At 66.4% G+C, this 21,642-nt stretch carries 18 protein-coding genes; 10 read left to right on the top strand and 8 right to left on the bottom strand.

The window, feature by feature from the left end; genetic code table 11:
• Nucleotides 1–3 precede the first annotated feature (3 nt).
• The 8 genes from ftsW to lpxC all read left to right on the top strand — a co-directional run bounded on the left by ftsW (nt 4) and on the right by lpxC (nt 9,259).
• A complete protein-coding gene (gene ftsW / locus JNG39_RS17140) occupies nt 4–1,224 on the top strand; it encodes a putative lipid II flippase FtsW (protein ID WP_368313146.1) in 1,221 nt (406 codons plus the stop codon).
• Nucleotides 1,221–2,306: an undecaprenyldiphospho-muramoylpentapeptide beta-N-acetylglucosaminyltransferase gene (gene murG / locus JNG39_RS17135; RefSeq protein ID WP_368313145.1), complete on the top strand. Its 1,086-nt coding sequence runs from the start codon at nt 1,221–1,223 to the stop codon at nt 2,304–2,306. Before ftsW ends, murG begins: the two co-directional genes overlap by 4 nt.
• Nucleotides 2,303–3,745, top strand: a complete 1,443-nt coding sequence (gene murC, locus JNG39_RS17130; protein ID WP_368313143.1) for a UDP-N-acetylmuramate--L-alanine ligase — start codon at nt 2,303–2,305, stop codon at nt 3,743–3,745. Before murG ends, murC begins: the two co-directional genes overlap by 4 nt.
• On the top strand, nt 3,742–4,716 hold the full coding sequence (locus tag JNG39_RS17125) for a D-alanine--D-alanine ligase (protein ID WP_368313141.1): 975 nt from the start codon (nt 3,742–3,744) through the stop codon (nt 4,714–4,716). The genes murC and JNG39_RS17125 overlap by 4 nt, the downstream gene beginning before the upstream one ends.
• Entirely contained in the window at nt 4,713–5,450 is a 738-nt protein-coding gene (locus JNG39_RS17120; protein ID WP_144915655.1) for a cell division protein FtsQ/DivIB, read from the top strand. Before JNG39_RS17125 ends, JNG39_RS17120 begins: the two co-directional genes overlap by 4 nt.
• 8 nt (nt 5,451–5,458) lie before the next feature.
• Nucleotides 5,459–6,694, top strand: coding sequence for a cell division protein FtsA (ftsA, locus tag JNG39_RS17115; protein WP_144915653.1), 1,236 nt, complete (start codon nt 5,459–5,461; stop codon nt 6,692–6,694).
• Nucleotides 6,695–6,830: 136 nt separating this feature from the next.
• Nucleotides 6,831–8,015 (top strand): cell division protein FtsZ, encoded by a 1,185-nt coding sequence (gene ftsZ / locus JNG39_RS17110; protein ID WP_368313139.1) that lies wholly within the window; start codon nt 6,831–6,833, stop codon nt 8,013–8,015.
• A 332-nt stretch (nt 8,016–8,347) separates the two neighbouring features.
• The gene (lpxC, locus tag JNG39_RS17105; protein ID WP_368313137.1) at nt 8,348–9,259 is read left to right on the top strand and encodes a UDP-3-O-acyl-N-acetylglucosamine deacetylase; all 912 of its coding nucleotides are present in this window, start codon (nt 8,348–8,350) and stop codon (nt 9,257–9,259) included.
• Between the two features lie 295 nt (nt 9,260–9,554).
• Here the strand turns inward: lpxC and JNG39_RS17100 are convergent, their stop codons facing one another.
• On the bottom strand, nt 9,555–10,013 hold the full coding sequence (locus JNG39_RS17100) for a DciA family protein (RefSeq protein WP_368313135.1): 459 nt from the start codon (nt 10,011–10,013) through the stop codon (nt 9,555–9,557).
• Nucleotides 10,014–10,044: 31 nt separating this feature from the next.
• On the opposite strand from JNG39_RS17100, the gene JNG39_RS17095 reads away from it, so the two are divergent.
• Nucleotides 10,045–10,977, top strand: coding sequence for a M23 family metallopeptidase (locus JNG39_RS17095; RefSeq protein ID WP_368313133.1), 933 nt, complete (start codon nt 10,045–10,047; stop codon nt 10,975–10,977).
• 131 nt (nt 10,978–11,108) lie between these two features.
• On the top strand, nt 11,109–13,820 hold the full coding sequence (gene secA / locus JNG39_RS17090; RefSeq protein WP_368313132.1) for a preprotein translocase subunit SecA: 2,712 nt from the start codon (nt 11,109–11,111) through the stop codon (nt 13,818–13,820).
• Nucleotides 13,821–13,870: 50 nt separating this feature from the next.
• Here the strand turns inward: secA and JNG39_RS17085 are convergent, their stop codons facing one another.
• The 7 genes from JNG39_RS17085 to JNG39_RS17055 form a co-directional block, all read right to left on the bottom strand.
• Nucleotides 13,871–14,722, bottom strand: coding sequence for a symmetrical bis(5'-nucleosyl)-tetraphosphatase (locus tag JNG39_RS17085; RefSeq protein ID WP_247370312.1), 852 nt, complete (start codon nt 14,720–14,722; stop codon nt 13,871–13,873).
• Nucleotides 14,723–14,779: 57 nt separating this feature from the next.
• Nucleotides 14,780–15,163, bottom strand: a complete 384-nt coding sequence (gene apaG, locus JNG39_RS17080; protein ID WP_144915634.1) for a Co2+/Mg2+ efflux protein ApaG — start codon at nt 15,161–15,163, stop codon at nt 14,780–14,782.
• A 52-nt stretch (nt 15,164–15,215) separates the two neighbouring features.
• Nucleotides 15,216–15,995: a 16S rRNA (adenine(1518)-N(6)/adenine(1519)-N(6))-dimethyltransferase RsmA gene (rsmA, locus tag JNG39_RS17075; RefSeq protein WP_368313129.1), complete on the bottom strand. Its 780-nt coding sequence runs from the start codon at nt 15,993–15,995 to the stop codon at nt 15,216–15,218.
• Nucleotides 15,992–16,987 (bottom strand): 4-hydroxythreonine-4-phosphate dehydrogenase PdxA, encoded by a 996-nt coding sequence (gene pdxA, locus JNG39_RS17070; protein ID WP_368313128.1) that lies wholly within the window; start codon nt 16,985–16,987, stop codon nt 15,992–15,994. The genes rsmA and pdxA overlap by 4 nt, the downstream gene beginning before the upstream one ends.
• Before the next feature lie 5 nt (nt 16,988–16,992).
• Nucleotides 16,993–18,378: a peptidylprolyl isomerase gene (locus JNG39_RS17065; protein ID WP_368313126.1), complete on the bottom strand. Its 1,386-nt coding sequence runs from the start codon at nt 18,376–18,378 to the stop codon at nt 16,993–16,995.
• A gap of 31 nt (nt 18,379–18,409) precedes the next feature.
• Nucleotides 18,410–20,926, bottom strand: a complete 2,517-nt coding sequence (locus JNG39_RS17060; protein ID WP_368313124.1) for an LPS-assembly protein LptD — start codon at nt 20,924–20,926, stop codon at nt 18,410–18,412.
• A 119-nt stretch (nt 20,927–21,045) separates the two neighbouring features.
• Complete coding sequence (locus JNG39_RS17055) at nt 21,046–21,606, bottom strand: cob(I)yrinic acid a,c-diamide adenosyltransferase (protein ID WP_368313122.1); 561 nt, start codon at nt 21,604–21,606, stop codon at nt 21,046–21,048.
• Nucleotides 21,607–21,642 lie beyond the last annotated feature (36 nt).

Raw genomic sequence — 21,642 nt, 5'->3', positions numbered from 1 at the left:
ATCATGTTCGGCTTCGGCAACAAACAGGCACAGCGCCGCCAGGGCCCGCGGGGAAGCTTCGACATCCCGTTGCTGCTCGCCGCGCTCTCCCTGGCCGCGATGGGCGTGGTGATGGTCACCTCCAGCTCCATCGCCGTGGCCGACGGCTCGCACGTGGGTGCGTTCTACTTCCTGAAGAAGCACATCGGCTTCCTCGTGGGCGGATGCATCCTGGCCGGCGTCGCCATGCGCACCGAACTGAAGGTCATCGAAAAGCACAGCACGCTGCTGTTGCTGCTCGGCGTCTGCGGCCTGCTGCTGGTGTTCGTGCCCGGCTTCGGCATGCGCATCAACGGCGCGCGCCGCTGGATCAACCTCTTCATCACGAGCTTCCAGCCCGTCGAGGCGATGAAGCTCATCCTCGTCGCCTACCTGTCGAGCTACCTCGTGCGCCACCGCGAGGCCGTGGAATACGACCTGTTCGGTGTGGTCAAGCCGATCGGCGTGGCCGGCTTCATCGTGCTGCTGCTCCTGGCCCAGCCCGACTTCGGTTCGGCCGCCCTGGTGGTGGCCACCACGGTGGGCATGGTCTGGCTGGCCGGCGCACGCATGCGCAACCTGCTGGTGCTCGGCACCCCGCTGGTACCGCTGCTGATCTACGCGGCCACGGCCGAGGATTACCGAATCAAGCGTCTTACGTCCTTCCTCGACCCGTGGAAAGATCCGTTCAACGACGGCTTCCAGCTTACCCAGGCGCTCATCGCCGTGGGCCGTGGCGAATGGACCGGCGTCGGTCTGGGCTCGAGCGTGCAGAAGCTGTTTTACCTGCCCGAGGCGCATACCGACTTCATCCTCGCCGTGCTCGCCGAAGAGCTGGGCCTGGCGGGCATCGTGGTGGTGATCGGCCTCTACATCGTGCTCGTCGGCCGTGGCCTTTACATCGGCCTGAAGGGCGTGGAGCTCGGCCAGCGTTTCTCCGGCTACGTCGCTTACGGCATTTCGCTGATGCTGGGCTTCCAGGCCATGGTGTCCATCGGCGTGAACCTCGGCGTGCTGCCCACCAAGGGCCTTACCCTTCCGCTCATCAGCTCGGGCGGTTCGTCGGTGCTGATGACCTGCGCGATGGTCGGCGTGCTGTTGCGCGCCACCTTCGAGATCAATCGCGCCGAAGACGCCCGCCAGTCCGCCGTGCGCCAGCCGGCCGCGGCGGTGCCGACCTCGTCGCCGATCGGCGGTGTCGCATGAGCGGCCCGGTGCTGATCATGGCCGGCGGCACGGGCGGCCACATCTATCCGGGCCTCGCCGTCGCCGACGAACTGCGTTCGCGCGGCATCCCGGTCGCCTGGCTGGGCGCCGAGGGCGGCATGGAGACCCGCGTGGTGCCGGCGCACGGCCTCGACCTGCACACCGTCGCCGTCGGCGGCCTGCGCGGAAAGGGCCTGAAGACCCGCCTGCTCGCGCCGCTGATGCTCGTTCGCGCGCTGTTCGCCTCGCTGGCGGTGCTGCGCAAGGTGAAGCCGCGCTGCGTGCTGTCCATGGGCGGCTACGTCGCCGGACCGGCCGGCGTCGCCGCGAAGCTGGCGGGTATCCCGCTGGTGGTGCACGAGCAGAACGCCGTGGCCGGTTTCACCAACCGCAAGCTCGCCGCATTCGCCAAGCGCGTGCTCACCGGTTTTCCCAACGTCCTGCCGAACGGCGAGTGGGTCGGCAATCCGGTGCGTGCGCGCATCGCCGCGCTGCCCCCGCCGACACAGCGCCTTGCCGGCCATGTCGGCCGTCCGCGCCTGCTCGTGCTCGGCGGCAGCCTCGGCGCGCGCACGCTCAACACGGTGGTGCCAAAAGCACTCGCGCGCATGGAGGCCATGGGGGCCACGGTGCCCGACGTGGTTCACCAGACCGGCGAGCGCCACCTGCAGGACACGCTCGACGGCTACACCGCCGCCGGTAGCGCGGCGAACATCGTCGCCTTCATCGACGACATGGCCGGCGCCTACGAATGGGCCGACCTCGTGCTGTGCCGGGCGGGCGCACTCACCGTGGCCGAACTCTGCGCCGCCGGCCAGGACGCCGTGCTGGTGCCGTTCCCCCACGCCGTCGACGACCACCAGACGGTCAACGCGCGCGCGATGGTCGACGTGGGCGCCGCCCGCATCCTGACCGACGCCGCCCTGGCCGCCAACGATTCGCCGGATCTGCTCGCGAAACTGCTCGACGACCTGTTGGGCGATCGCGCGCGGATCCTCGCCGCCGCCAACGCGTCCCGCACGCTGGCCAAACCCGACGCCGCATCCACGATTGCCCGTCACTGCATGGAGGTATCCGCATGACGCCCGGTCGTTTGCGCGCCCACGACGATTTCATGACCTCGTTCCGCCGCGTCCATTTCATCGGCGTGGGCGGCGTCGGCATGAGCGGCATCGCCGAGGTGCTGAGCAATCTCGGCTACGAGGTGTCGGGTTCCGACCGCGCGCCGTCCCCCACCACCGAACGCCTCGCCGGTCTCGGCGTCGACGTGCGCATCGGCCACGATGCTTCGAACATCGACGGCGCCGACGTGGTGGTGACCTCCAGCGCCATCCGCCAGGACAATCCCGAGCTGCTCGCCGCCCGTGCGCAGCGCATTCCGACCGTGCCGCGCGCGGAGATGCTCGGCGAGCTGATGCGCTTCCGTCGCGGCATCGCCATCGCGGGCACGCACGGCAAGACCACCACCACCAGCCTCGTGGCCAGCGTGCTGGCCGAGGCCGACTACGATCCCACCTTCGTCATCGGCGGCCAGCTCAACGCGGCCGGCGCCAACGCCCGGCTGGGCACCGGCCAGTACATCGTGGCGGAAGCCGACGAATCCGACGGCTCGTTCCTCATGCTCTCGCCGGTGATCGCGGTGGTCACCAACATCGACGCCGACCACCTCGAGAACTACAACAACGACTTCGCCCAGGTGAAGAAGGCCTTCGGCGATTTCCTGCATCGCCTGCCGTTCTACGGCATGGCCGTGCTGTGCATCGACGACGAGGAAACCGCGAAGCTCGCCGAAGACACCTCGCGCCGCATGATCACCTACGGCATCGACAACCCGAAGGCCGACGTCGTCGCGGCCAACGTGCGCCAGGTCGGTTTCCAGATGCATTTCGACATCCGCCTGCCGGGTCATGCGGGGGCGTTGCCGGTCACGCTCAATCTGCCGGGCCGGCACAACGTGCAGAACGCGCTCGCCGCGGCGGCGGTCGGCTGGCAGCTCGGCGTCGAACCGCAGGCCATCGCGCACGCGCTGGCGCACTTCGAAGGCGTCGGCCGTCGCTTCCATCGCCGTGGCGAGATCGCCCTCGACAGCGGCCACGCACTGCTGGTGGACGATTACGGCCACCATCCCCGCGAACTCGCCGCGGTGTTCGCCGCCGCGCGTGGTGGTTGGCCGGAACGCCGCCTGGTGGTGGCCTTCCAGCCGCACCGCTACAGCCGCACGCGGGACCTGCTCGACGACTTCGCCAACGTGCTGGCCGAGGTCGACGTGCTGGTGCTCACCGAGGTGTACCCGGCCGGCGAATCGCCGATCGCCGGCGCCGACGGCAAGGCGCTGGCCCGCGCCATCCGTGCGCGCGGCAAGACCGATCCCGTGCTGGTCGACCACCCGCGCGACCTGCGCGACACGCTGTCCGCACTGGCGCGCGACGGCGACCTGATCCTGCTGCTGGGCGCCGGCGACATCGGCGCCGCGGCCGTCGAGCTCGGCAACACCGGTAACCTGAGGACCCGCACTCCATGAGCACCACCCGTTTCCCGCGCCTGGTCAACGATGCCGCCGACTTCGGCCGCGTGGCCGTGGTCATGGGCGGCAATTCGGCCGAGCGCGAGGTGTCGCTCAACTCCGGGCAGGGCGTGCTCACCGCCCTGCGCGCCCGCGGCGTCGACGCGCACGCGATCGACGGCATTCCCGCGCTGCTCGACGCGGTGCGCGCGGGCCACTTCGCGCGCGTGTTCAACATCCTGCACGGCGCGGGCGGCGAGAACGGCGAACTCCAGGGCGCCCTGCAATCGCTGGGCATTCCCTACACCGGCTCCGGCGTGCTCGGCTCCGCGCTGTCGCTCGATAAGGTACGGGCGAAGCTCGTATGGCTGTCGCTCGGCCTGCCCACGCCGAAGTTCAAGGCGCTGCCGCGCGGTGCCGACGTGCATGCCGCGGCGCGCGAGATCGGTTTTCCGCTGATCGTGAAGCCGGCCTGGGAGGGCTCCAGCGTCGGCATCACGCGCGTCTTCCAGGAATCCGATCTCGACGCCGCCGTTGAGCTGGCACGTCGCTACCCCGGCGACCTGCTGATGGAAACCCTGATCGAAGGCGACGCGGCCGAGGGCGGTGAATTCACCGTCGGCATCCTCGGCCGCGAGGTGCTGCCCACGATCAAGATCGTTCCGGCGAGCGCGTACTACGACTACAACGCCAAGTACATCGCCGACGACACGCAGTACATCTGCCCGGGTCTTTCCGGCGCCGCCGAAGACGACATGCGTGCGCTCGCGCTGCGCGCGTTCGACGCGCTGGACTGTTTCGGCTGGGGGCGCGTCGATATCATGCGCGACCGGCACGGGAAGAACTGGCTGCTCGAAGTGAATACCGCGCCGGGCATGACCTCGCATTCGCTCGTGCCGAAAGCCGCCGCCGTCGCGGGCCTGGATTACGAAGGCCTGTGCTGGCGCGTACTGGAAACCTCCATGGAACGGGAGGGCGCGAAGGCATGAAGGGAGCCGCCGCCACGCGGATCGTCGCCTGGGGCATCGCCATCACGTTGGTGGTGTTGCCCGTGGTCGGCGTGATGCAAGGCTGGTTCGCCGCCGGGCGCTGGCCGGTGACGCAGCTCAAGGTCGAAGCGGAGTTCGCGCACGTCAGCGCCGAACAGATCCGCAGCGCCGTGCTGCCGCGCCTGGGCAAGGGCTTCTTCGCCACCGACCTGGAAGACGTGCGCCGTGCCATCGGTGCGCTGCCGTGGGTGGAGTCGGTGGAAGTGCGCAAGCGCTGGCCCGACACGCTGCTGGTGCGCATCTACGAGCGCCAGCCCTTCGCGCGCTGGAACGGCGACCGCCTGATCAGCCGCCAGGGCCAGGTGTTCGACGCACCGGGCGCCGACCAGATGGGCGACCTGCCGCGGCTGTCGGGACCGGACTCGCGATTGGCCGAGGTGGTGAGCTTCTACGCGCAGGCGCGCAAATCGTTCGAGGGCAGGGCGCAGATGTCGGTGGTGGGCGTGACGCTTTCCGAGCGCGGCAGCTGGAGCGCGATTACCGACAGCGGCGCGGAGATCGTGATCGGCGACCGCGACCAGGCCGATCGTCGCCTGTCCCGCTTCCTCGACGTCTACCCACAACTCGTCGCGGGTCATCGTGGCGGTTTCGCCTACGCCGACCTGCGTTACACCAACGGATTCGCCATTCGGTGGCCCACGGAAAACACGGCCACCCCACAGGTCGGAAGCTGAGCTAAGACATGAGAAACAAGAACGACAAACAGCTCGTCGTCGGCCTCGACATCGGCACCTCCAAGGTCGTCGCGATCGTCGGCGAATACGAACCCGGCGAGCCGATCGAAGTGATCGGCATCGGCACCCACGTGTCGCGTGGCATGAAGCGGGGCTCGGTGGTGGACATCGAATCCACCGTGCATTCCATCCAGCGTGCGGTGGAAGAGGCCGAGCTCATGGCCGGCTGCGATATCCGCTCGGTCTACGCCTCGATCTCGGGCAGCCACCTGGAGACGCGCAATTCCCACGGCACCGCGGCCATCCGCGACCGCGAGGTGATGGCCGGCGACCTGGAACAGGTGCTCGAAGCGGCCAGCGCCGTGGCGATCCCCGCCGACCGCAAGGTGCTCTACAAGGAATCGCAGGAATACCGCATCGACGGCCAGGACGGCATCCGCCACCCGGTCGGCATGAGCGGCGTGCGCCTGGAAGCGAGCGTGCACCTGGTCACCGGCGCGGCCAGCTCGGTGCAGAACATTTCCAAGTGCATCCAGCGTTGCGGCCTCTCGGTCGACGAGCTGGTGCCGGCCGCCGTGGCCAGCGCGAAGGCCGTGCTCACCGAGGATGAACTCGAACTGGGTGTGTGCCTCGTCGACATCGGCGCGGGTACGACCGATATCGCCATCTATACGCAGGGCGCGATCCGCTACACGAAGTCGCTGCCGGTCGGGGGTGACCAAGTCACCAACGACATCGCGTACGGCGTGCACACACCGACCGCTCACGCGGAAGAGATCAAAATCAAATACGCGTGCGCGCTCGCCCAGCTCGCCCATGCCGAGGAAACCATCCAGGTGCCCAGCGTCGGCGATCGTCCGCCGCGTCGCCTGGCTCGCCAGGCGCTCGCCCAGTCGGTGCAGGCGCGCTACGAGGAAATCTTCGAAATGGTGCAGGACGAATTGCGCCGCTCGGGTTACGAAAGCCTCGTCGCGGCGGGCATCGTGCTCACCGGTGGCGCCGCCCGCATGGAAGGCGCGCTCGAGCTGGCCGAGGAAATCTTCCACAAGATGGTTCGCGTGGGCGTACCGCAGCACGTGTCGGGCTTGGGCGAGGTCGTGTCCAGCGAACTGCATTCCACCGGCGTGGGCCTGCTGCTGCACGGATCGCGATCCAGCGGCGGCAGCCGGGCCATGAATTCGGCGGTGGGCAACGTAGGCAACGTGGTCGAGAAGTTCCGCAGCTGGTTCACGAAGAACTTCTGACCGGCGACAGGTTTTTCATCGGTACCCGACGGATAAGGGGGGTGCCGGGGCAAGAGGATGGCCCGCAACCCGCGGTCGGCAGGAGCCGGTCACGGGAATCAACCAAAAAAACTAAAAGTTCTGCGGAGGACGGGAAATGTTCGAACTCATCGAAAAACTGGCACCGAATGCGGTCATCAAGGTCATCGGCGTGGGCGGTGGCGGCGGCAACGCCGTGGCCCACATGGTGAACTCCAACATCGAAGGCGTCGAATTCGTCGTCGCCAACACCGACGCGCAGGCGATGAAGACCTGCGGCGGTCGCACGCACCTGCAGCTCGGCGGCAACGTCACCAAGGGTCTCGGTGCGGGCGCCAACCCCGAAGTGGGCCGCCAGGCCGCGCTGGAAGACCGTGAGCTCATCGAGGAAATGCTCGAAGGCGCCGACATGGTGTTCATCACCGCCGGCATGGGCGGTGGCACCGGCACGGGCGCCGCGCCGGTCGTGGCGCAGTTGGCGAAGGAAAAGGGCATCCTGACCGTCGCCGTCGTCACCAAGCCGTTCCCCTTCGAAGGCCGTCGCCGCATGCAGGTGGCGCTCAAGGGCATCGAAGACCTCTCGCAGCACGTCGATTCGCTGATCACCGTGCCCAACGAGAAGCTTCTTTCGGTGCTCGGTCGCGAAGTGACCCTGCTCAACGCCTTCAAGGCGGCCAACGACGTGCTGCTGGGTGCGGTGCAGGGCATCGCCGACCTGATCACGGCCCCGGGCCTGATCAACGTCGACTTCGCCGACGTGCGCACCGTCATGAGCGAGATGGGCATGGCGATGATGGGCTCGGGCACCGCCCGCGGCGACGATCGCGCGCAGGCGGCCGCCGAGTCGGCCATCAACAACCCCCTGCTGGAAGACGTGAACCTCGCCGGCGCCTGCGGCATCCTGGTCAACGTGACCGCCGGTCCGAATCTCACCATGCGCGAATTCGACGAGATCGGTCGTGTGATCCACGACTTCGCATCGGAAGATGCCACCGTCGTGATCGGCACCTCGCTCGACCCCGAGATGCAGGACGACGTGCGCGTCACCGTGGTGGCCACCGGCCTCAATCGTGGCGTTGCCGCCAAGCAGCCGATGCGCCAGCCGGTGCCTCAGCAGGTGGAGATGCGCCAGCGTCCGCGTCCGGTCGTTTTGCGCACGGGCACCGGCAACGAAGTGGTCGACTACGCGCAGGCCGAACCGGCGCCTTCCATCCGCGCCGAAGCCGCCCAGCCCGCCAAGAACGCCGAACCGGCGATCGACTACCTGGACATCCCCGCGTTCCTGCGTCGCCAGGCCGACTGATCGGTTTTTTCGTCGTCTAAAGGCACGTTAAGGAAAACGTGGGCACGACCCCGGCATGGAGCCGGGTCGCCCACCGCTCCACCGCCGCTCCCGTCCGGGCGGTGGGGCGGTGCCGCCTCGCCGCAGGGAAAGCGTGGAATCAATTCAATAAGTTGCAAGTTCTTGATGCGGCGCGCAATTCAGTCGCATGGCAAATGAGAATGGCTCTCAGGAATTACTGAAGGAACGGTGAAGCGAGGTTGGACTGTACCGTCCGGTTTGTTTATTCCGAGGTTAAGACTGTGTTAGCATGTACGGTACTTAAGGCTGCTGCCGGCAAGGTTTGACCCAACATGATTAAGCAGCGCACGCTCAAGAACATCATTCGTGCCACCGGCGTCGGTCTCCATACCGGCGACAAGGTCTACATGACGCTTCGCCCGGCGGCACCGAACACGGGTATCGTGTTCCGTCGAATCGACCTCAATCCCGTGGTCGAACTGAAGTCGCGCCCCGAAAACGTGGGTGACACGCGACTCTCCACCACGTTGATCAACGGCGATATCCGCGTTTCCACCGTGGAACATCTGCTTTCGGCGATGGCCGGCCTCGGTATCGACAACGCGTACGTCGATCTTTCGGCGCCGGAAGTGCCGATCATGGACGGCAGCGCGGGCCCCTTCGTGTTCCTCATCCAGTCCGCTGGCATCGAGGAGCAGGACGCGGCCAAGCGCTTCATCCGCATCAAGAAGCCGATCATCGTCGAAGACGGCGACAAGTGGGCCAAGCTCGAGCCGTTCGACGGCTTCAAGGTGGGCTTCTCTGTCGAGTTCGACCACCCGCTGTTCAACAAGCGCAATTCGCAGGCCGAGATGGATTTCTCGACCACCTCGTTCGTCAAGGAAGTGAGCCGCGCCCGCACCTTCGGCTTCATGCGTGATATCGAAGCCCTGCGTGAGCGCAATCTCACCCTTGGCGGCTCGATGGACAATGCCGTGGTGCTCGACGACTACCGCGTGCTCAATGAAGACGGCCTTCGTTACGACAACGAATTCGTCAAGCACAAGATTCTCGACGCCATCGGCGACATCTACATGCTGGGCCACAGCCTGATTGGCGCCTATTCCGCGCACAAGTCAGGGCATGAGCTCAATAACAAGCTCCTCCGCAGGCTGATGGCCGACGCCACCGCGTGGGAAGAGGTCAGCTTCAAGGATCCCGCGAAGGCCCCCATCTCCTACGCGCATCCGGCCCAAGCCGTCTGAGCCGGTTCAGCAGCGATACCGAGAAGGCCGCGAGCGATCGCGGCCTTTTTTGTTTTTCGAGCCAGGGCATCGCACGCTCGGACACCGGGCGCTGGGTTTCAGCGATCCGGTCACCTACGATTTTTCTGGGATGGTGGCCGCCACCGTACCGCCCCATCGATGATCGATAACAGACCGCGCGCGTCAAATTTACGTGCAATTTAGGTGTCGACACGCTTCATGCGTGCTATAAAGTTCGCCACCTTGACGATCCGGTGCCGCTTACGCATCGCCGAGTCGCGAGGTAAGTGCTGGATTACTTAGGCTTTTCGGCCTTGGAGGCCAACTCAAGGAAGAGATCCCTCAAAAGGGGATCGGAAAGTGTCGCCGCGGCGGCCCGAAGGTGTCGGGCGACCTCGGTGGGAAGCGGTTTGTTCGGTTCGGGGGCGGGTTCCTCGACCGGCAGGGGGGCCACTTTCACGGCAACCGAGTGGGCCTGCGCGCCGAGCGCGCGCGCGGCCTCGAGGATCTGCGTCTGATAAAGGCGCACCCGCGAGGCCCAGGCCGATGAGGGCGCAAGGAAGACGAGCCGGCCGTCGCGCAGGTCCGCGAAGCGGATGTGATCGCGCATCGGAGCGGGAAACGTCGCGCGCAGCTGCCGGTCCAGCACGTCGAGGTCGCGGGCCCTATGGGCCAACGATGCGACGGACGCCACTTGAGCGATGGACGTGAGTCCACGCGTGGAGCGGCGGGGCGGCTGGGACGGCGGTGGCATGGACCGGCTTGAACGATTCGATGTGGAACGTATGCAGATCATACTCGTGTCACGCGGCCGTAAAGGGCCGAAAACACTCGACCTCACCTGTCGGCGCATGCGCTGCAAGGTGGCAGTCATGGTGCTGGCGGGCGTCCTTGGCATCGCGGGACTGGGCGCCGGCATGGCCCTGGCGGTGGCGGGGCCGAAAGACCGGGCCCTTGGTGCCATCGGCCGCATCGGCGACCAGGTGGCCGGCCAAGATGCCTCGGTGGCCGCCGTCAGGCGCGATGCGCAGCGTGAACTCAACGCCTTGGCGGTCAAGCTCGGGCAACTCCAGGCCCAGTCGGTGCGTCTCAACGCCCTGGGCGAGCGGCTGACCCAGGTCGGCAAGCTCGACGACGGCGAATTCAACTTCGACGAAGACCCGGGCCAGGGTGGTCCGGAGATCGCGACCGATGCGCCCGCCTACGCCTTCCCCTCCGCGCTCGACCAGAGCATCGATCAGTTGTCCGGTCAGTTCGACGCCCAACAGGCGCAACTGCAGGCGCTCAACGACATGCTTCTCGATCGCAAGATCGAATCGGGCCTGCGTCCCGCCGGCATGCCGGTGAGCGGCTACATTTCTTCGTACTTCGGCGGCCGGGCCGATCCGTTCAGCGGCCACAGCGCACGTCATACGGGTATCGACATCGCCGCGCCCAAGGGTACGCCCGTGACGGCGGTGGCCGAAGGCCTCGTCACCTTTGCGGGTCAGCGCAGCGGCTACGGCGATGTGGTCGAAATCGACCACGGCAACGGGTACATGACCCGCTACGCCCACAACAGCGTGCTGATCGCCAAGCCGGGCCAACGGGTCCATGTTGGCGACGAGATCGCCAAGGCCGGCTCCACGGGGCGGTCGACCGGGTCTCACGTGCATTTCGAGGTCTGGTACCACGATCGGGTGGTCAATCCGCTGGCGTACGTTCGCAGCCATCGCTGAGAAAGGGTTGAATCCCAACCGCGGCGCCGCCATCCGGAGGAAAGCCGGGGACGCACGTAGTATGATCGTCCCTTCTTGTGGGCGGCTTCCGAGCCACTCGCACCCTTTTCGTTTTCAGATCCGGATGATCGATGTTCAATCGTGCCCTGACGAGTATTTTCGGCAGCCGTAACGACCGCGTGCTGCGCGACCTGTCCAAAACGGTCAAGCGCATCAACGCCCTCGAGCCGGAGTACGAGAAGCTTTCCGACGACGCCTTGCGCGGCAAGACCGAGGAATTCCGCCAGCGTCTCGCCGCTGGCGAGACGCTCGACAAGCTGCTGCCCGAGGCCTTCGCCATCACGCGCGAGGCGGCCAAGCGTGTGCTCGGAATGCGCCACTACGACGTCCAGCTGATCGGCGGCATGGTGCTCCATTCGGGCCGCATCGCCGAAATGCGCACGGGTGAAGGCAAGACCCTGGTGGGCACCCTGCCGGTTTACCTCAACGCGCTGGAAGGCAAGGGCGTCCACGTCGTCACGGTCAACGACTACCTGGCTCGCCGCGATTCCGCGCAGATGGGCAAGCTGTACAACTTCCTCGGCCTCACGGTCGGCGTGGTGTATCCGGGCATGGACCACGCCGACAAGCGCGGTGCCTACGCGGCCGACATCACCTACGGCACCAACAACGAATTCGGTTTCGACTACCTGCGCGACAACATGGCGCTTAGCAAGGAACAGCGCCACCAGCGCGGCCTGCACTACGCCATCGTCGACGAAGTCGACTCCATCCTCATCGACGAGGCGCGCACGCCGCTGATCATCTCCGGCCCCGCGGAGGATTCCCCGCAGCTGTACATCTCCGTCAACAAGATCGTGCCGCACCTGGTGCGCCAGGAGACCGAAGAGGCGGCGGGCGACTACTTCGTCGACGAGAAGCAGAAGCAGGTGCACATGTCCGAAGAGGGCATGGAGCACGCCGAGCAGTTGCTGCGCCAGGCGGGTGTCATCGAGCCGGAGAGCGGCCTGTACGACTCCAAGAACCTGGCCGTGGTGCATCATCTCAACGCGGCCCTGCGCGCGAACGCCATCTATCAGCGCGATGTCGATTACATCGTGCGCGACGGCGAGGTCATCATCGTCGACGAGTTCACCGGCCGTACGCTGGCAGGTCGCCGTTGGTCCGACGGCCTGCACCAGGCGGTCGAGGCGAAGGAAGGCGTGCCCATCCAGCGCGAGAACCAGACCCTGGCGACGGTCACGTTCCAGAACCTGTTCCGCATGTACAAGAAGCTGGCCGGCATGACCGGTACGGCCGACACCGAAGCCTACGAATTCCAGAGCGTTTACGGTCTCGAGGTGGTGGTGATCCCCACCCACAAGCCGATGGTGCGCGTCGACAACCCCGATGCGGTTTTCCTTGGCCCCGACGCCAAGTTCAAGGCCGTCATCGCCGACATCAAGGCGTGCCACGAGCGTGGCCAGCCGGTGCTCGTGGGTACGGCATCCATCGACGTGTCCGAACTGGTGTCGGGCCTGCTCAAGAAGGAACGCATCCCGCACGAAGTGCTCAACGCCAAGCAGCACGAGCGCGAGGCGCACATCGTCGCCCAGGCCGGTGCGCCTGGCGCGGTGACCATCGCCACCAACATGGCCGGCCGCGGTACCGACATCGTGCTCGGCGGCAGTTTCGAGGCCGAACTCGCCGCGCTGCCAGCCAATGCGTCCGACGCCGATCGCGAAAAGATCAAGGCGGCCTGGAAGCAGCGCCACGAGCAGGTGCTCGCGTCCGGCGGCCTGCACATCATCGGCACCGAGCGCCACGAGTCCCGCCGCATCGACAACCAGCTACGTGGCCGTTCCGGTCGCCAGGGCGATCCGGGTTCCTCGCGCTTCTACCTGTCGCTGCAGGACAATCTCATGCGCATCTTCGGCGGCGAGCGCATCGGCCGCTGGATGCAGATGTTCGGCATGAAGGAAGACGAGGCGCTGGAAGATCGCCTCATCACGCGCCAGATCGAAAAGGTGCAGCGCAAGGTCGAACAGCACAACTTCGACATCCGCAAGAACCTTCTCGACTTCGACGACGTCGCCAACGACCAGCGCAAGGTGATCTACGCGCAGCGCGACGAACTGCTCGAACTCGACGACATTTCCGATATGGTCCGCGACATCCGCCTCGACGTCGTGGAAGGCATGGTGCGTCGCTTCGTACCCGCCGAGAGCATCGACGATCAGTGGGACCTTCCCGCTCTCGACCGCGAGCTCGCCAGCGAATTCAACCTGCGCCTCGATCTGCCGACGTGGGTGGAGCAGAAGCAGGACGTGGACGCCGAGGGCATCCTCGAGCACGTTCGCGAGGCAGTGGATGCCCTGTTCGCCGAAAAGGAAGCCCAGATCGGTGCGGAGACCATGCGCTCGCTCGAGAAGCACGTGATGCTCTCGGTGGTCGACAATGCCTGGAAGGAGCATCTCGCCAGCATGGATTACTTGCGCCAGGGCATCTATCTGCGCGGCTACGCGCAAAAGCAGCCCAAGCAGGAGTTCAAGCGCGAATCGTTCGAGCTGTTCTCCGACATGCTCGACCGAATCAAGACCGAAGTGGTGCAGATGCTCGCGCGCATCCGTATCCGCAGCGAAGACGAAGTGGCCGCCATGGAAGCCGAGCAGCAGCGCGCGGCCGAAGCGCAGCGCCTGCAGTTCCAGCACGCCGACGCGCAGGCGATGGCCCAGAACGGCGGTGAGACCGAGGCGACGGCGATGGCACCGATCTTCGCGGAGGGTCCGAAGGTGGGGCGCAATGATCCCTGTCCGTGCGGCTCGGGCAAGAAGTACAAGCACTGCCACGGTCAGCTGAGCTGATACGAAAAACCCGCCGAAAGGCGGGTTTTTTGTTTGGGATAGGGAGCGATTCAGTCCCCGCCGCCCTTGGGCTTCTGCCGATACGACTCCGCCTGCACGGTGATGTAGCTCGGCTCTTCGCCATCGATCCGCATGGCCGTTAGCTGTCCGCCCCAGACGCAACCCGTGTCGATCGCATACACGCCTAGCCCCGCGAAGCGTCCGAGCGCCGACCAGTGCCCGCAGACGATCTTCGTCTCGCGCCGACGCATGCCGGGTACTTCGAACCATGGATACATGCCGGGCTTCTGCGTGCCCGGCGTACCCTTGCCTTCGAAGTCGATGCGGCCGTTCACGTCGCAATAGCGCATGCGGGTAAGCGTATTGATGGCGGCGCGATGACGTTCCACGCCCTGGAGGCGGTTCGTCCAGCCGGGGGGGCGATTACCGAAGAGGTTTTTCAGGAGTCGCTGATAGCGCGGACCGCCCAGTTCGCGCTCGACTTCGAGCGCGGCGCGTTGGGCCTGGCGGAGCGTCCAACTGGGCGCAAGGCCTGCGTGCACCATCGTCCAGCCCAGCGTCTCGTCGTGGTGCAGCAGTTTCTGCATGCGCAGCCACTCGAGCAGCACCGGCGCGTCGTCGGCGAACAGCACCTCGCGCAATTCGGGATTGACGCGGGCTTGCGCATCTTCGCGTCTCTGCCCGATCGCGAGCAGGGACAGGTCGTGGTTGCCCAGTGTGATGACGCTCTGTTCGCGCAGCGAATGAATGAGTCGCAACGTGGCAAGCGACTCGCCCCCGCGGTTCACCAGGTCGCCGCAGAACCACAGGCGGTCGTTCGCCGGATCGAAGCGAATCTTCTCCAGCAGGCGCTGGAGTTCGGGGTAGCAACCCTGGACGTCGCCAATCGCGTAAACGGCCATCAGTCGAGTCGCTCCATGGCGCCGTTGCCGGCGTGCGGGCTTTCCATATGTTCGATCCTAATGGAGCGTGCGCGGGATCGATAGCACGAAGGCAGGGATCATCGCATCGAAGTGTGTGCCGTCGTCGGCCACCATGCGGTAGCTGCCCTGCATGGTACCGACGGAAGTCTCCAGGACGGCGCCCGAAGTGTATTGATAGGTGTCGCCGGGGCGCATCCACGGCTGCTCGCCGACCACGCCGTCGCCTCGGACCTCTTCGACCTTGCCGTTCGCGTCGGTGATGACCCAGTGACGCGTCATCAGCTGCGCGGCCGTGCCGCCCGCGTTGCGCAGCGTGATCGTGTAAGCGAACACATAGCGGTTGTCGGCGGGTTGCGACTGATCGGGGACGAAGCGGGTTTCGACCTCCACGTCGATCGTGTAGGGGGATTTGGAATTCATGGACCGATTGTCGAGGACGGGGAGGGGGCGGGCAAGTAGGCCCGCCGGGCCTTCACATGGCGTTAGCGAGGCGAACGAATTCGCCGGGAGCGAGTGTTTCCGCCCGTGCACGGGGATCGATTCCCAGCTCACGAATGGTGGCTTCGCCGACGAGGCCCTTCAATGTGTTGGAAAGCGTTTTGCGGCGCATGGCGAAGGCGGCCTTCACGACGGCGTGAATCTTCGCCGGATCGCCCTGCGGCCGTTGCTCGGGCGGCAGCGGCACCAGGCGCACCACGGCGGAATCGACTTTCGGTGGCGGCCTGAACGCGCCGGGCGGCACGGTGAAGAGCGGCGTGACCTTGCAGGCCAGCTGCAGCATGACGCTGAGGCGCCCGTAGACCTTGCTGCCCGGTTCGGCGGCCATGCGGTCGACCACTTCCTTCTGGAGCATGAAATGCATGTCCTGGATGGCCGACGCATGCTCGACGCAATGGAAGAGAATGGGGCTCGAAATGTAATAGGGCAGGTTACCCGCGACGCGCAGCCGTTCGGCGCCCAGTTCCCTCGCAAGCGCCGTGAAATCGACCTTGAGGACATCCGAATGCACGATGCGCAGTTCACCGACGGCGTCGGCACGCGCCTGCAGGCCCGGGATGAGGTCGGTGTCCAGCTCGATCGCGGTCATCTTCTTCGCCACGGCCAGCAGCGGCAGGGTCATGGCGCCTTCGCCGGGGCCGATCTCGACGACCGTGTCGCCGTCCTTCGGCGCGATGGATGAAACGATGCGGTCGACGTAGCGCTTCTCGTGCAGGAAGTGCTGGCCGAAACTCTTCTTGGGACGAGCGTTCATGCGGAAGCCCCGCGACGGGCGAGGTCGATAGCAAGGCGCGTCGCGGCGAACAGGCTGGCGGGATCGGCACGACCGGTGCCGGCGAGGTCGAGTGCCGTGCCGTGGTCGACGGACGTGCGGATGAAAGGGAGGCCGAGCGTGACGTTGACCGTGCGATCGAAGGCCTCGCTCTTGAGCACGGGCAGGGCCTGGTCGTGGTACATGGCCAGCACCGCGTCGTAGCGTTCGCGCATCGCCGGCACGAAGGCCGTATCGGCGGGCAACGGGCCCAGGAGGGTCATGCCTTCGCCACGCAGGCGGTCGAGCAGGGGAATGATGGTGTCCAGTTCCTCGCGGCCCATGTGGCCGCCCTCGCCGGCGTGCGGGTTGAGGCCCAGCACGGCGATGCGGGGGTGGCCGACGCCGAAGCGGCGGGCCAGGGCATCGTGCACGATGCGAAGGGTGCGCTCGAGCAACGGCGCGGTGATCGTGCCCGGTACGGCCGAAAGCGGCAGGTGCGTGGTGGCGAGGGTGACGCGCAGATCCGGGCTGGCGAGCATCATCACCACGTCGGCGTGCGCACGCTCGGCGAAGAACTCGGTGTGGCCGCTGAAGGCCATGCCGGCCTCGTTGATGCTGGATTTCTGCACCGGGCCGGTCACCACGGCATCGAAACGGCCGGCCAGGCAGCCGTCGGCGGCCACCGCAAGCATCTCGAGCACGTGGCGCGCGTTCGCCGGATCGGGGCGTCCGGCCACTGCCGGCGCGCCCAGCGGTACGTGATGCAGGCGGATGCATCCCGGTGCGCGCGTCGTCAGGCGCGAGCCGTCGTCGTCGAGGATGTCGAGTTTGACGCCACAGGTGTCCGCGGCCCGCTGGAGCAGGCCGCGATCGGTGATGGCGATCAGATCGGCGGGGAGCTCGCTCGCGCCGAGGCGGGCGAGCAGTTCGGGACCGACCCCGGCGGGCTCACCGGCGGTGACGGCGAGCCTCGGCAGGGTGGTCGCGTTCATGCCGGTTACTGCGCGGGCTGTGCCGCGGTCGTCGACGCCTGCTTGTCGTCGGGGTCTTTGAGTTCCGGCACGCGGATGTCCACGAACGACGACGAGCGCAACTCACGCAGGTAGTTCTCGTAGGCCTCGTCGGCCTTGCGGTTGCCGATGGCCTGGCGGGCCTGGTCACGCTGGAGCTGGTCGGTGAGATCGCTCTGCCGGGTACCGAGGCGCTGCAGCACGATCCAGCCGGCGTCGGTCTGGATGGGATGCGACACCTCGTTGTCCTTGAGCTGTTCGATGTTGTTGGCGATCGCGGCACCCCACGCATCCTTGGCGAACCAGCCCATGTCGCCACCGTTGTTCGCGGTGGTGTTGTCCTTGGATTCGTCCTTCGCGATCTTGGCGAAGTCCTCGTGCTTGTCGGCGACGCGGGTGTAGATGTCCTGCGCCTTCTTCTCGGCCTGCTCCGGGGTGACGATCTCGGAGGGTTTGATGAGAATCTGCCGGGCGTGGTACTCGGTGACGATCTGGCGTCCCGGTGCGCGCGTTTCCACGAGCTTGAGAATGTGGAAGCCGGTGGGGCCGCGCAGGGCCGGCGTGGTCTCGCCCGCCTTGAGCGAGGCCACGGCATCGGCGAACGCCGGCGGCACCTCGTCGAGACGGCGCCAGCCGAGGTCGCCGCCGTCGAGGGCGTCGGGCGCATCGGAGAAGCGGATCGCGGCGGCGTTGAAATCCATGCCGCCCTTGATCGCCTTGATGGCTTCCTCGGCCTTGGCCTGGGCCTGGGCGATGTCGTTGGCGCCGCCTTCGGCCGGCGTGCTGATCTGGATGTGGGCCAGATGCACTTCGCCCGCCTTGTAGGTGGGGCTGGCCAGCAGGTTGTTGACCTCGGCGTCGGTGACGGTCACCTGGTCGCGCACCACGCTTTCATGCAGCTTCTGGGCGATGATCTGGTCGGACAGCTGCTGGCGGAAGCCGGCGTAGCTGTAGCCGTCCTGTTCGACCGCGGCGCGGAGCTGGTCGAGCGACATCTTGTTCTGCTGCGCTACGTTGGCGGCGGCCTGGTCGACTTCCTGGTCGGAGACGTGGATGTTCTGGTCGCTGGCGCGCTGCACCTGCAGCTTCATCAGGATGAGGCGATCGAGCACCTGGCGGGCCAGGACGTCCTTGGGCGGCAGCTGCTGGGGATTCTGGGCGTACTGGCGCACGATGGCGTTGATGGCCTCGTCCAGTTCGCTCTGCAGGATGACGTCTTCTTCCACCACCGCGACGATGCGGTCGAGAGAGCCGTTGCCGATGCTCATGCTTCCCTGCTGCGGCTGGGCCGAGGGCAGGAGCTGGGCGTTGGCAGCCGGAACCACCGCCAGGACGGCGGCGGCGAGCAGGGAATAGGCGAGGATCTGCTTCATCGAGTAAGGGTGCCCGGGGCCTTTGCCCCTCTTATTGATAGCCAAGGATAGCACGGCGCAGGTAGGCGCCCGATTGCGGGTTGAGCGAGCCCAGGCCCTTGAATTCCACCTCGAACATGATCGCGTTGGCCGTGGAGCGGGTGTAGTCGTGCACGTAATGGCGGCCGAGTACGCGGAAGGCGACGCAGCAGCTGTCGTACTCGACGCCCACCGCCGCATCCAGGGTGCGATGCGAATAGGTGAAGGTGCTGAACGACGCACCGTTCGCCAGGGTGACCGGTACCACGTCGCGGCGGGCGAACACCCACCGCGCCAGCGCACGCCAGCGTTCGGACACGGGGTAGACCACCGACGTGTCGAATTGTTCCATCACGTTGCGGCGGTAGCGGTAGGAGAAGTTGATGATGCCGTCGCCCTTGATCCGTCGCTGGATCTGCAACGTGGCCAGGTCGGTATCGCGGCCCTGCTCGAACGGCAGGCCCTGGTCGTTCAGGTAGGGGCTGGCCTTCTTGTTCGGGTTCCACTGGTAGGAGCTGTTCAACCGCCACTTGTCGTTGAACTGGACGGCCAGCTGGGCCACGTAGTCGGATTTCTCGAACGTGGTGGGCGCGACGTAAGGCGCGATCTGGACGCGCTGGTCGTTGAAGTAGTGGATCTGGCCGACGCTGGCCGAGAGCCGTTCCACGCCGTTGTCGTCGAGCAGGCGCGTGGTGAGGGCCGCCGTGAGGTTGTTGGCGTCCATCTGCCGGTCGGCGCCGGAGAAGCGGTTGGTGGTGAACAGCTGCCAGAAGTCGAACGACATCTCGCTCGTGTCGAACAGCGGCAGGTTGTCCTGGTTGCGGTAGGGCACGTACAGGTAATACAGGCGCGGTTCGAGTGTCTGCGTGTAGCCGGTGCCGAACAGGCTCGTCTGGCGGTCGAAGATCAGGCCGGTGTCGAGGCTGGCGATGGGCAGTGAACGCGACGGGCTGCGCTGCGTGTAGTTGAATTTCTGGTAGTCGCTGTCGAGCTGGTATCCGGTGTAGCGGTATTCCACGCGCGGGCGCACGAACCAGGACGCACCCGAGAAATCCGCGGCGAGGTACGGGGCGATATCCAGACGATTGCCGTCCACCTGCCCCGGCACGAGCGGGTTGGGATTGACCGGCGCACGGTCCACCTTGCGGAATGCGACCACTTCGGAATCGACGCCGACGTCGAGCCAGTTATTGGCCGGCGCGTTGAGGTTGAACGTGCCGCGCGGCCAGCGACGGTAGGGCACCACGTAATTGGGCAAGCCGGCATCCACGTTCTGGTAGTCGTCCACGCCCAGCGATGCGCTCCAGTACTTGCCGCCCTTGGATACATAGGCGCTGGACGACAGCAACCCGATCGCCGACGAATAGAGGTCGTTGCTGAAATCGCGGAAGTATTGGTTGTCCGACGCGTGGTTGATGTTCGCGCCGAAGTTGAAGCCGTTGCCCAGGTTCGTCGAGTTGGTGATCTGCAGCAGGTAGCGCTGCGTGGAGCCGTCGCGGTCGCTGGTGCCGCTGATGTCCTCGTCGGGCCCCTTGTCGTGCGCCATATATTCGAAGTACACGCGGCCGTTGGTGCGCGGTTCCAGGTAGCGGAACTCGCCGCCCAGCATGAAGCCGCGGTCGGAGTAGTAGCGCGGATCGATGGTGGCGTCGTAGTTGGGCGCCAGGTTCAGGTAGTACGGCAGCGACAGGTATGTGCCCGAATGGCTCGACGAGCCGAAGGTCGGGTACAGGAAACCGCTCTTGCGGCGGTCGTCGAGCGGAAACGTGAAGTAGGGCAGGTACATGAACGGCACGCCCTTGAAGCGCATCGTCGCGCTGCGCGCCACGCCCACGCCCGTTTCCTTGTTGAGGTTCATGGTCTTGGCACGGAACTCCCACATGCGGCTGCCCACGTCGCAGGTGGAGTACGAGGCCATGGTGAAGCGGCCGTGCTGGGGATCCATCACCTTGGCGTGGGCGGCCACGCCGTTGCCGCGCGATTGCAGCAGCTGGTAGCGAACGTTGTCGGCGTCGCCCTGGTTGGGCGTGGTGGTGCCCGTCATGTGGTCGGCCGAGACGAGCATGCCCGCCTCCTGGTAGCGCACGTTGCCGCGGGCGTCGTAGGCCGTGGAGTCGGCGTTGTAGGTGACGTCGTCGGCGCGCAGCACCTGGTCGGCGCGCTCCAGGCGTACGCCGCCGGTCATGTGGTAGAGGTTGGGCTCGGGGCTCTCGACCTTGACGCCGCTGGTGTTGCCGTCGTCGATGCCCGAATGGACGTCGGTGACGGCGGTGTCGCGCAGCGTGGTGTCCTTGGTGATCGCCGGCTCGTAGAAGTCGAGCATCGCGTTCGGCCGGCACATCGCGTAGCTCAGCGGCCGGGGCGGGCAGATGAACGAGCCGAGCGGGCAGGTGTCCGCAACGGGCGCCGTGCCGGCCGCGACGGGTTGTGCGGGCGCCTTGTGCGCGCCCCAGGCGGCGCCGGAGACCACGAAGGCGACGGCGGTCGCCAGCAGGCGGCGTTTAGGCAGGATGCTGATGCGTGACGTCACGGGCGGGAGTCTTATCCGTTCAAAGGGCGCCAACTTAGCAGAATCGCCGTCCCGGCCGCACGGTGTGCATCCCCTGGGTGCGACGCCGGTCAGGAATGGCCTGAGCTTACACCCGCGTGTCAGCTTCGCGGGCGGCGCTCGTGCTGCCAGAGCACCTCGCCGTGGCCGCTGCGCCGGGCCAGTACGCGGGCCAACACGAAAAGCAGGTCGGAAAGGCGGTTCAGGTAACGCTGCGCCTCGGGCCGGACGGGCTCGACACGGCCCAGGGCCACCACGTCGCGCTCGGCGCGCCGGCAGATGGTACGGGCCAGGTGACAGGCGGCCGCCGCCGCGCCGCCGCCGGGAAGGATGAAATCCTTGAGCGGAGGCAGGTCGGCGTTGAATCCGTCGAGCACGGCTTCCAGGCGGTCGATGTCGCGACCCTGGACCATTTCCATGCCGGGAATGCACAGCTCGCCGCCCAGATCGAAGAGTTCGTGCTGGATCTGCACGAGCGCCTCGCGGATGTCGTCGTCCACCCCTGCGGCGGCGAGGGTCATGCCCAACGCGCTGTTCAGTTCGTCGACGGTGCCGTAGGCGTTCACGCGAAGGGAGTCCTTGCCCGTGCGGCTGCCGTCGCCCAGGCCGGTGCTGCCGTCGTCGCCGGTGCGGGTGTAGATCTTGGAGAGTCGATTGCCCATCGGACGATTCTAGCGGCCCGGACCACCGGGGCGGCA

The sequence above is a fragment of the Luteibacter sp. CQ10 genome, from assembly GCF_040900725.1.
Taxonomy (GTDB): domain Bacteria; phylum Pseudomonadota; class Gammaproteobacteria; order Xanthomonadales; family Rhodanobacteraceae; genus Luteibacter.
This window is presented reverse-complemented; position numbering and strand designations above follow the sequence as displayed.

Excerpts from the sequence above, each read along its gene's own strand:
- JNG39_RS17095 (WP_368313133.1), top strand. The coding sequence starts at position 10,045 with ATGCAGATCATACTCGTGTCACGCGGCCGTAAAGGGCCGAAAACACTC.
- ftsZ (WP_368313139.1), top strand. The coding sequence starts at position 6,831 with ATGTTCGAACTCATCGAAAAACTGGCACCGAATGCGGTCATCAAGGTC.
- JNG39_RS17125 (WP_368313141.1), top strand. The coding sequence starts at position 3,742 with ATGAGCACCACCCGTTTCCCGCGCCTGGTCAACGATGCCGCCGACTTC.
- rsmA (WP_368313129.1), bottom strand. The coding sequence starts at position 15,995 with ATGAACGCTCGTCCCAAGAAGAGTTTCGGCCAGCACTTCCTGCACGAG.
- apaG (WP_144915634.1), bottom strand. The coding sequence starts at position 15,163 with ATGAATTCCAAATCCCCCTACACGATCGACGTGGAGGTCGAAACCCGC.
- JNG39_RS17120 (WP_144915655.1), top strand. The coding sequence starts at position 4,713 with ATGAAGGGAGCCGCCGCCACGCGGATCGTCGCCTGGGGCATCGCCATC.
- lpxC (WP_368313137.1), top strand. The coding sequence starts at position 8,348 with ATGATTAAGCAGCGCACGCTCAAGAACATCATTCGTGCCACCGGCGTC.
- murG (WP_368313145.1), top strand. The coding sequence starts at position 1,221 with ATGAGCGGCCCGGTGCTGATCATGGCCGGCGGCACGGGCGGCCACATC.
- JNG39_RS17085 (WP_247370312.1), bottom strand. The coding sequence starts at position 14,722 with ATGGCCGTTTACGCGATTGGCGACGTCCAGGGTTGCTACCCCGAACTC.
- JNG39_RS17065 (WP_368313126.1), bottom strand. The coding sequence starts at position 18,378 with ATGAAGCAGATCCTCGCCTATTCCCTGCTCGCCGCCGCCGTCCTGGCG.
- pdxA (WP_368313128.1), bottom strand. The coding sequence starts at position 16,987 with ATGAACGCGACCACCCTGCCGAGGCTCGCCGTCACCGCCGGTGAGCCC.
- secA (WP_368313132.1), top strand. The coding sequence starts at position 11,109 with ATGTTCAATCGTGCCCTGACGAGTATTTTCGGCAGCCGTAACGACCGC.
- ftsA (WP_144915653.1), top strand. The coding sequence starts at position 5,459 with ATGAGAAACAAGAACGACAAACAGCTCGTCGTCGGCCTCGACATCGGC.
- JNG39_RS17055 (WP_368313122.1), bottom strand. The coding sequence starts at position 21,606 with ATGGGCAATCGACTCTCCAAGATCTACACCCGCACCGGCGACGACGGC.
- JNG39_RS17100 (WP_368313135.1), bottom strand. The coding sequence starts at position 10,013 with ATGCCACCGCCGTCCCAGCCGCCCCGCCGCTCCACGCGTGGACTCACG.
- murC (WP_368313143.1), top strand. The coding sequence starts at position 2,303 with ATGACGCCCGGTCGTTTGCGCGCCCACGACGATTTCATGACCTCGTTC.
- ftsW (WP_368313146.1), top strand. The coding sequence starts at position 4 with ATGTTCGGCTTCGGCAACAAACAGGCACAGCGCCGCCAGGGCCCGCGG.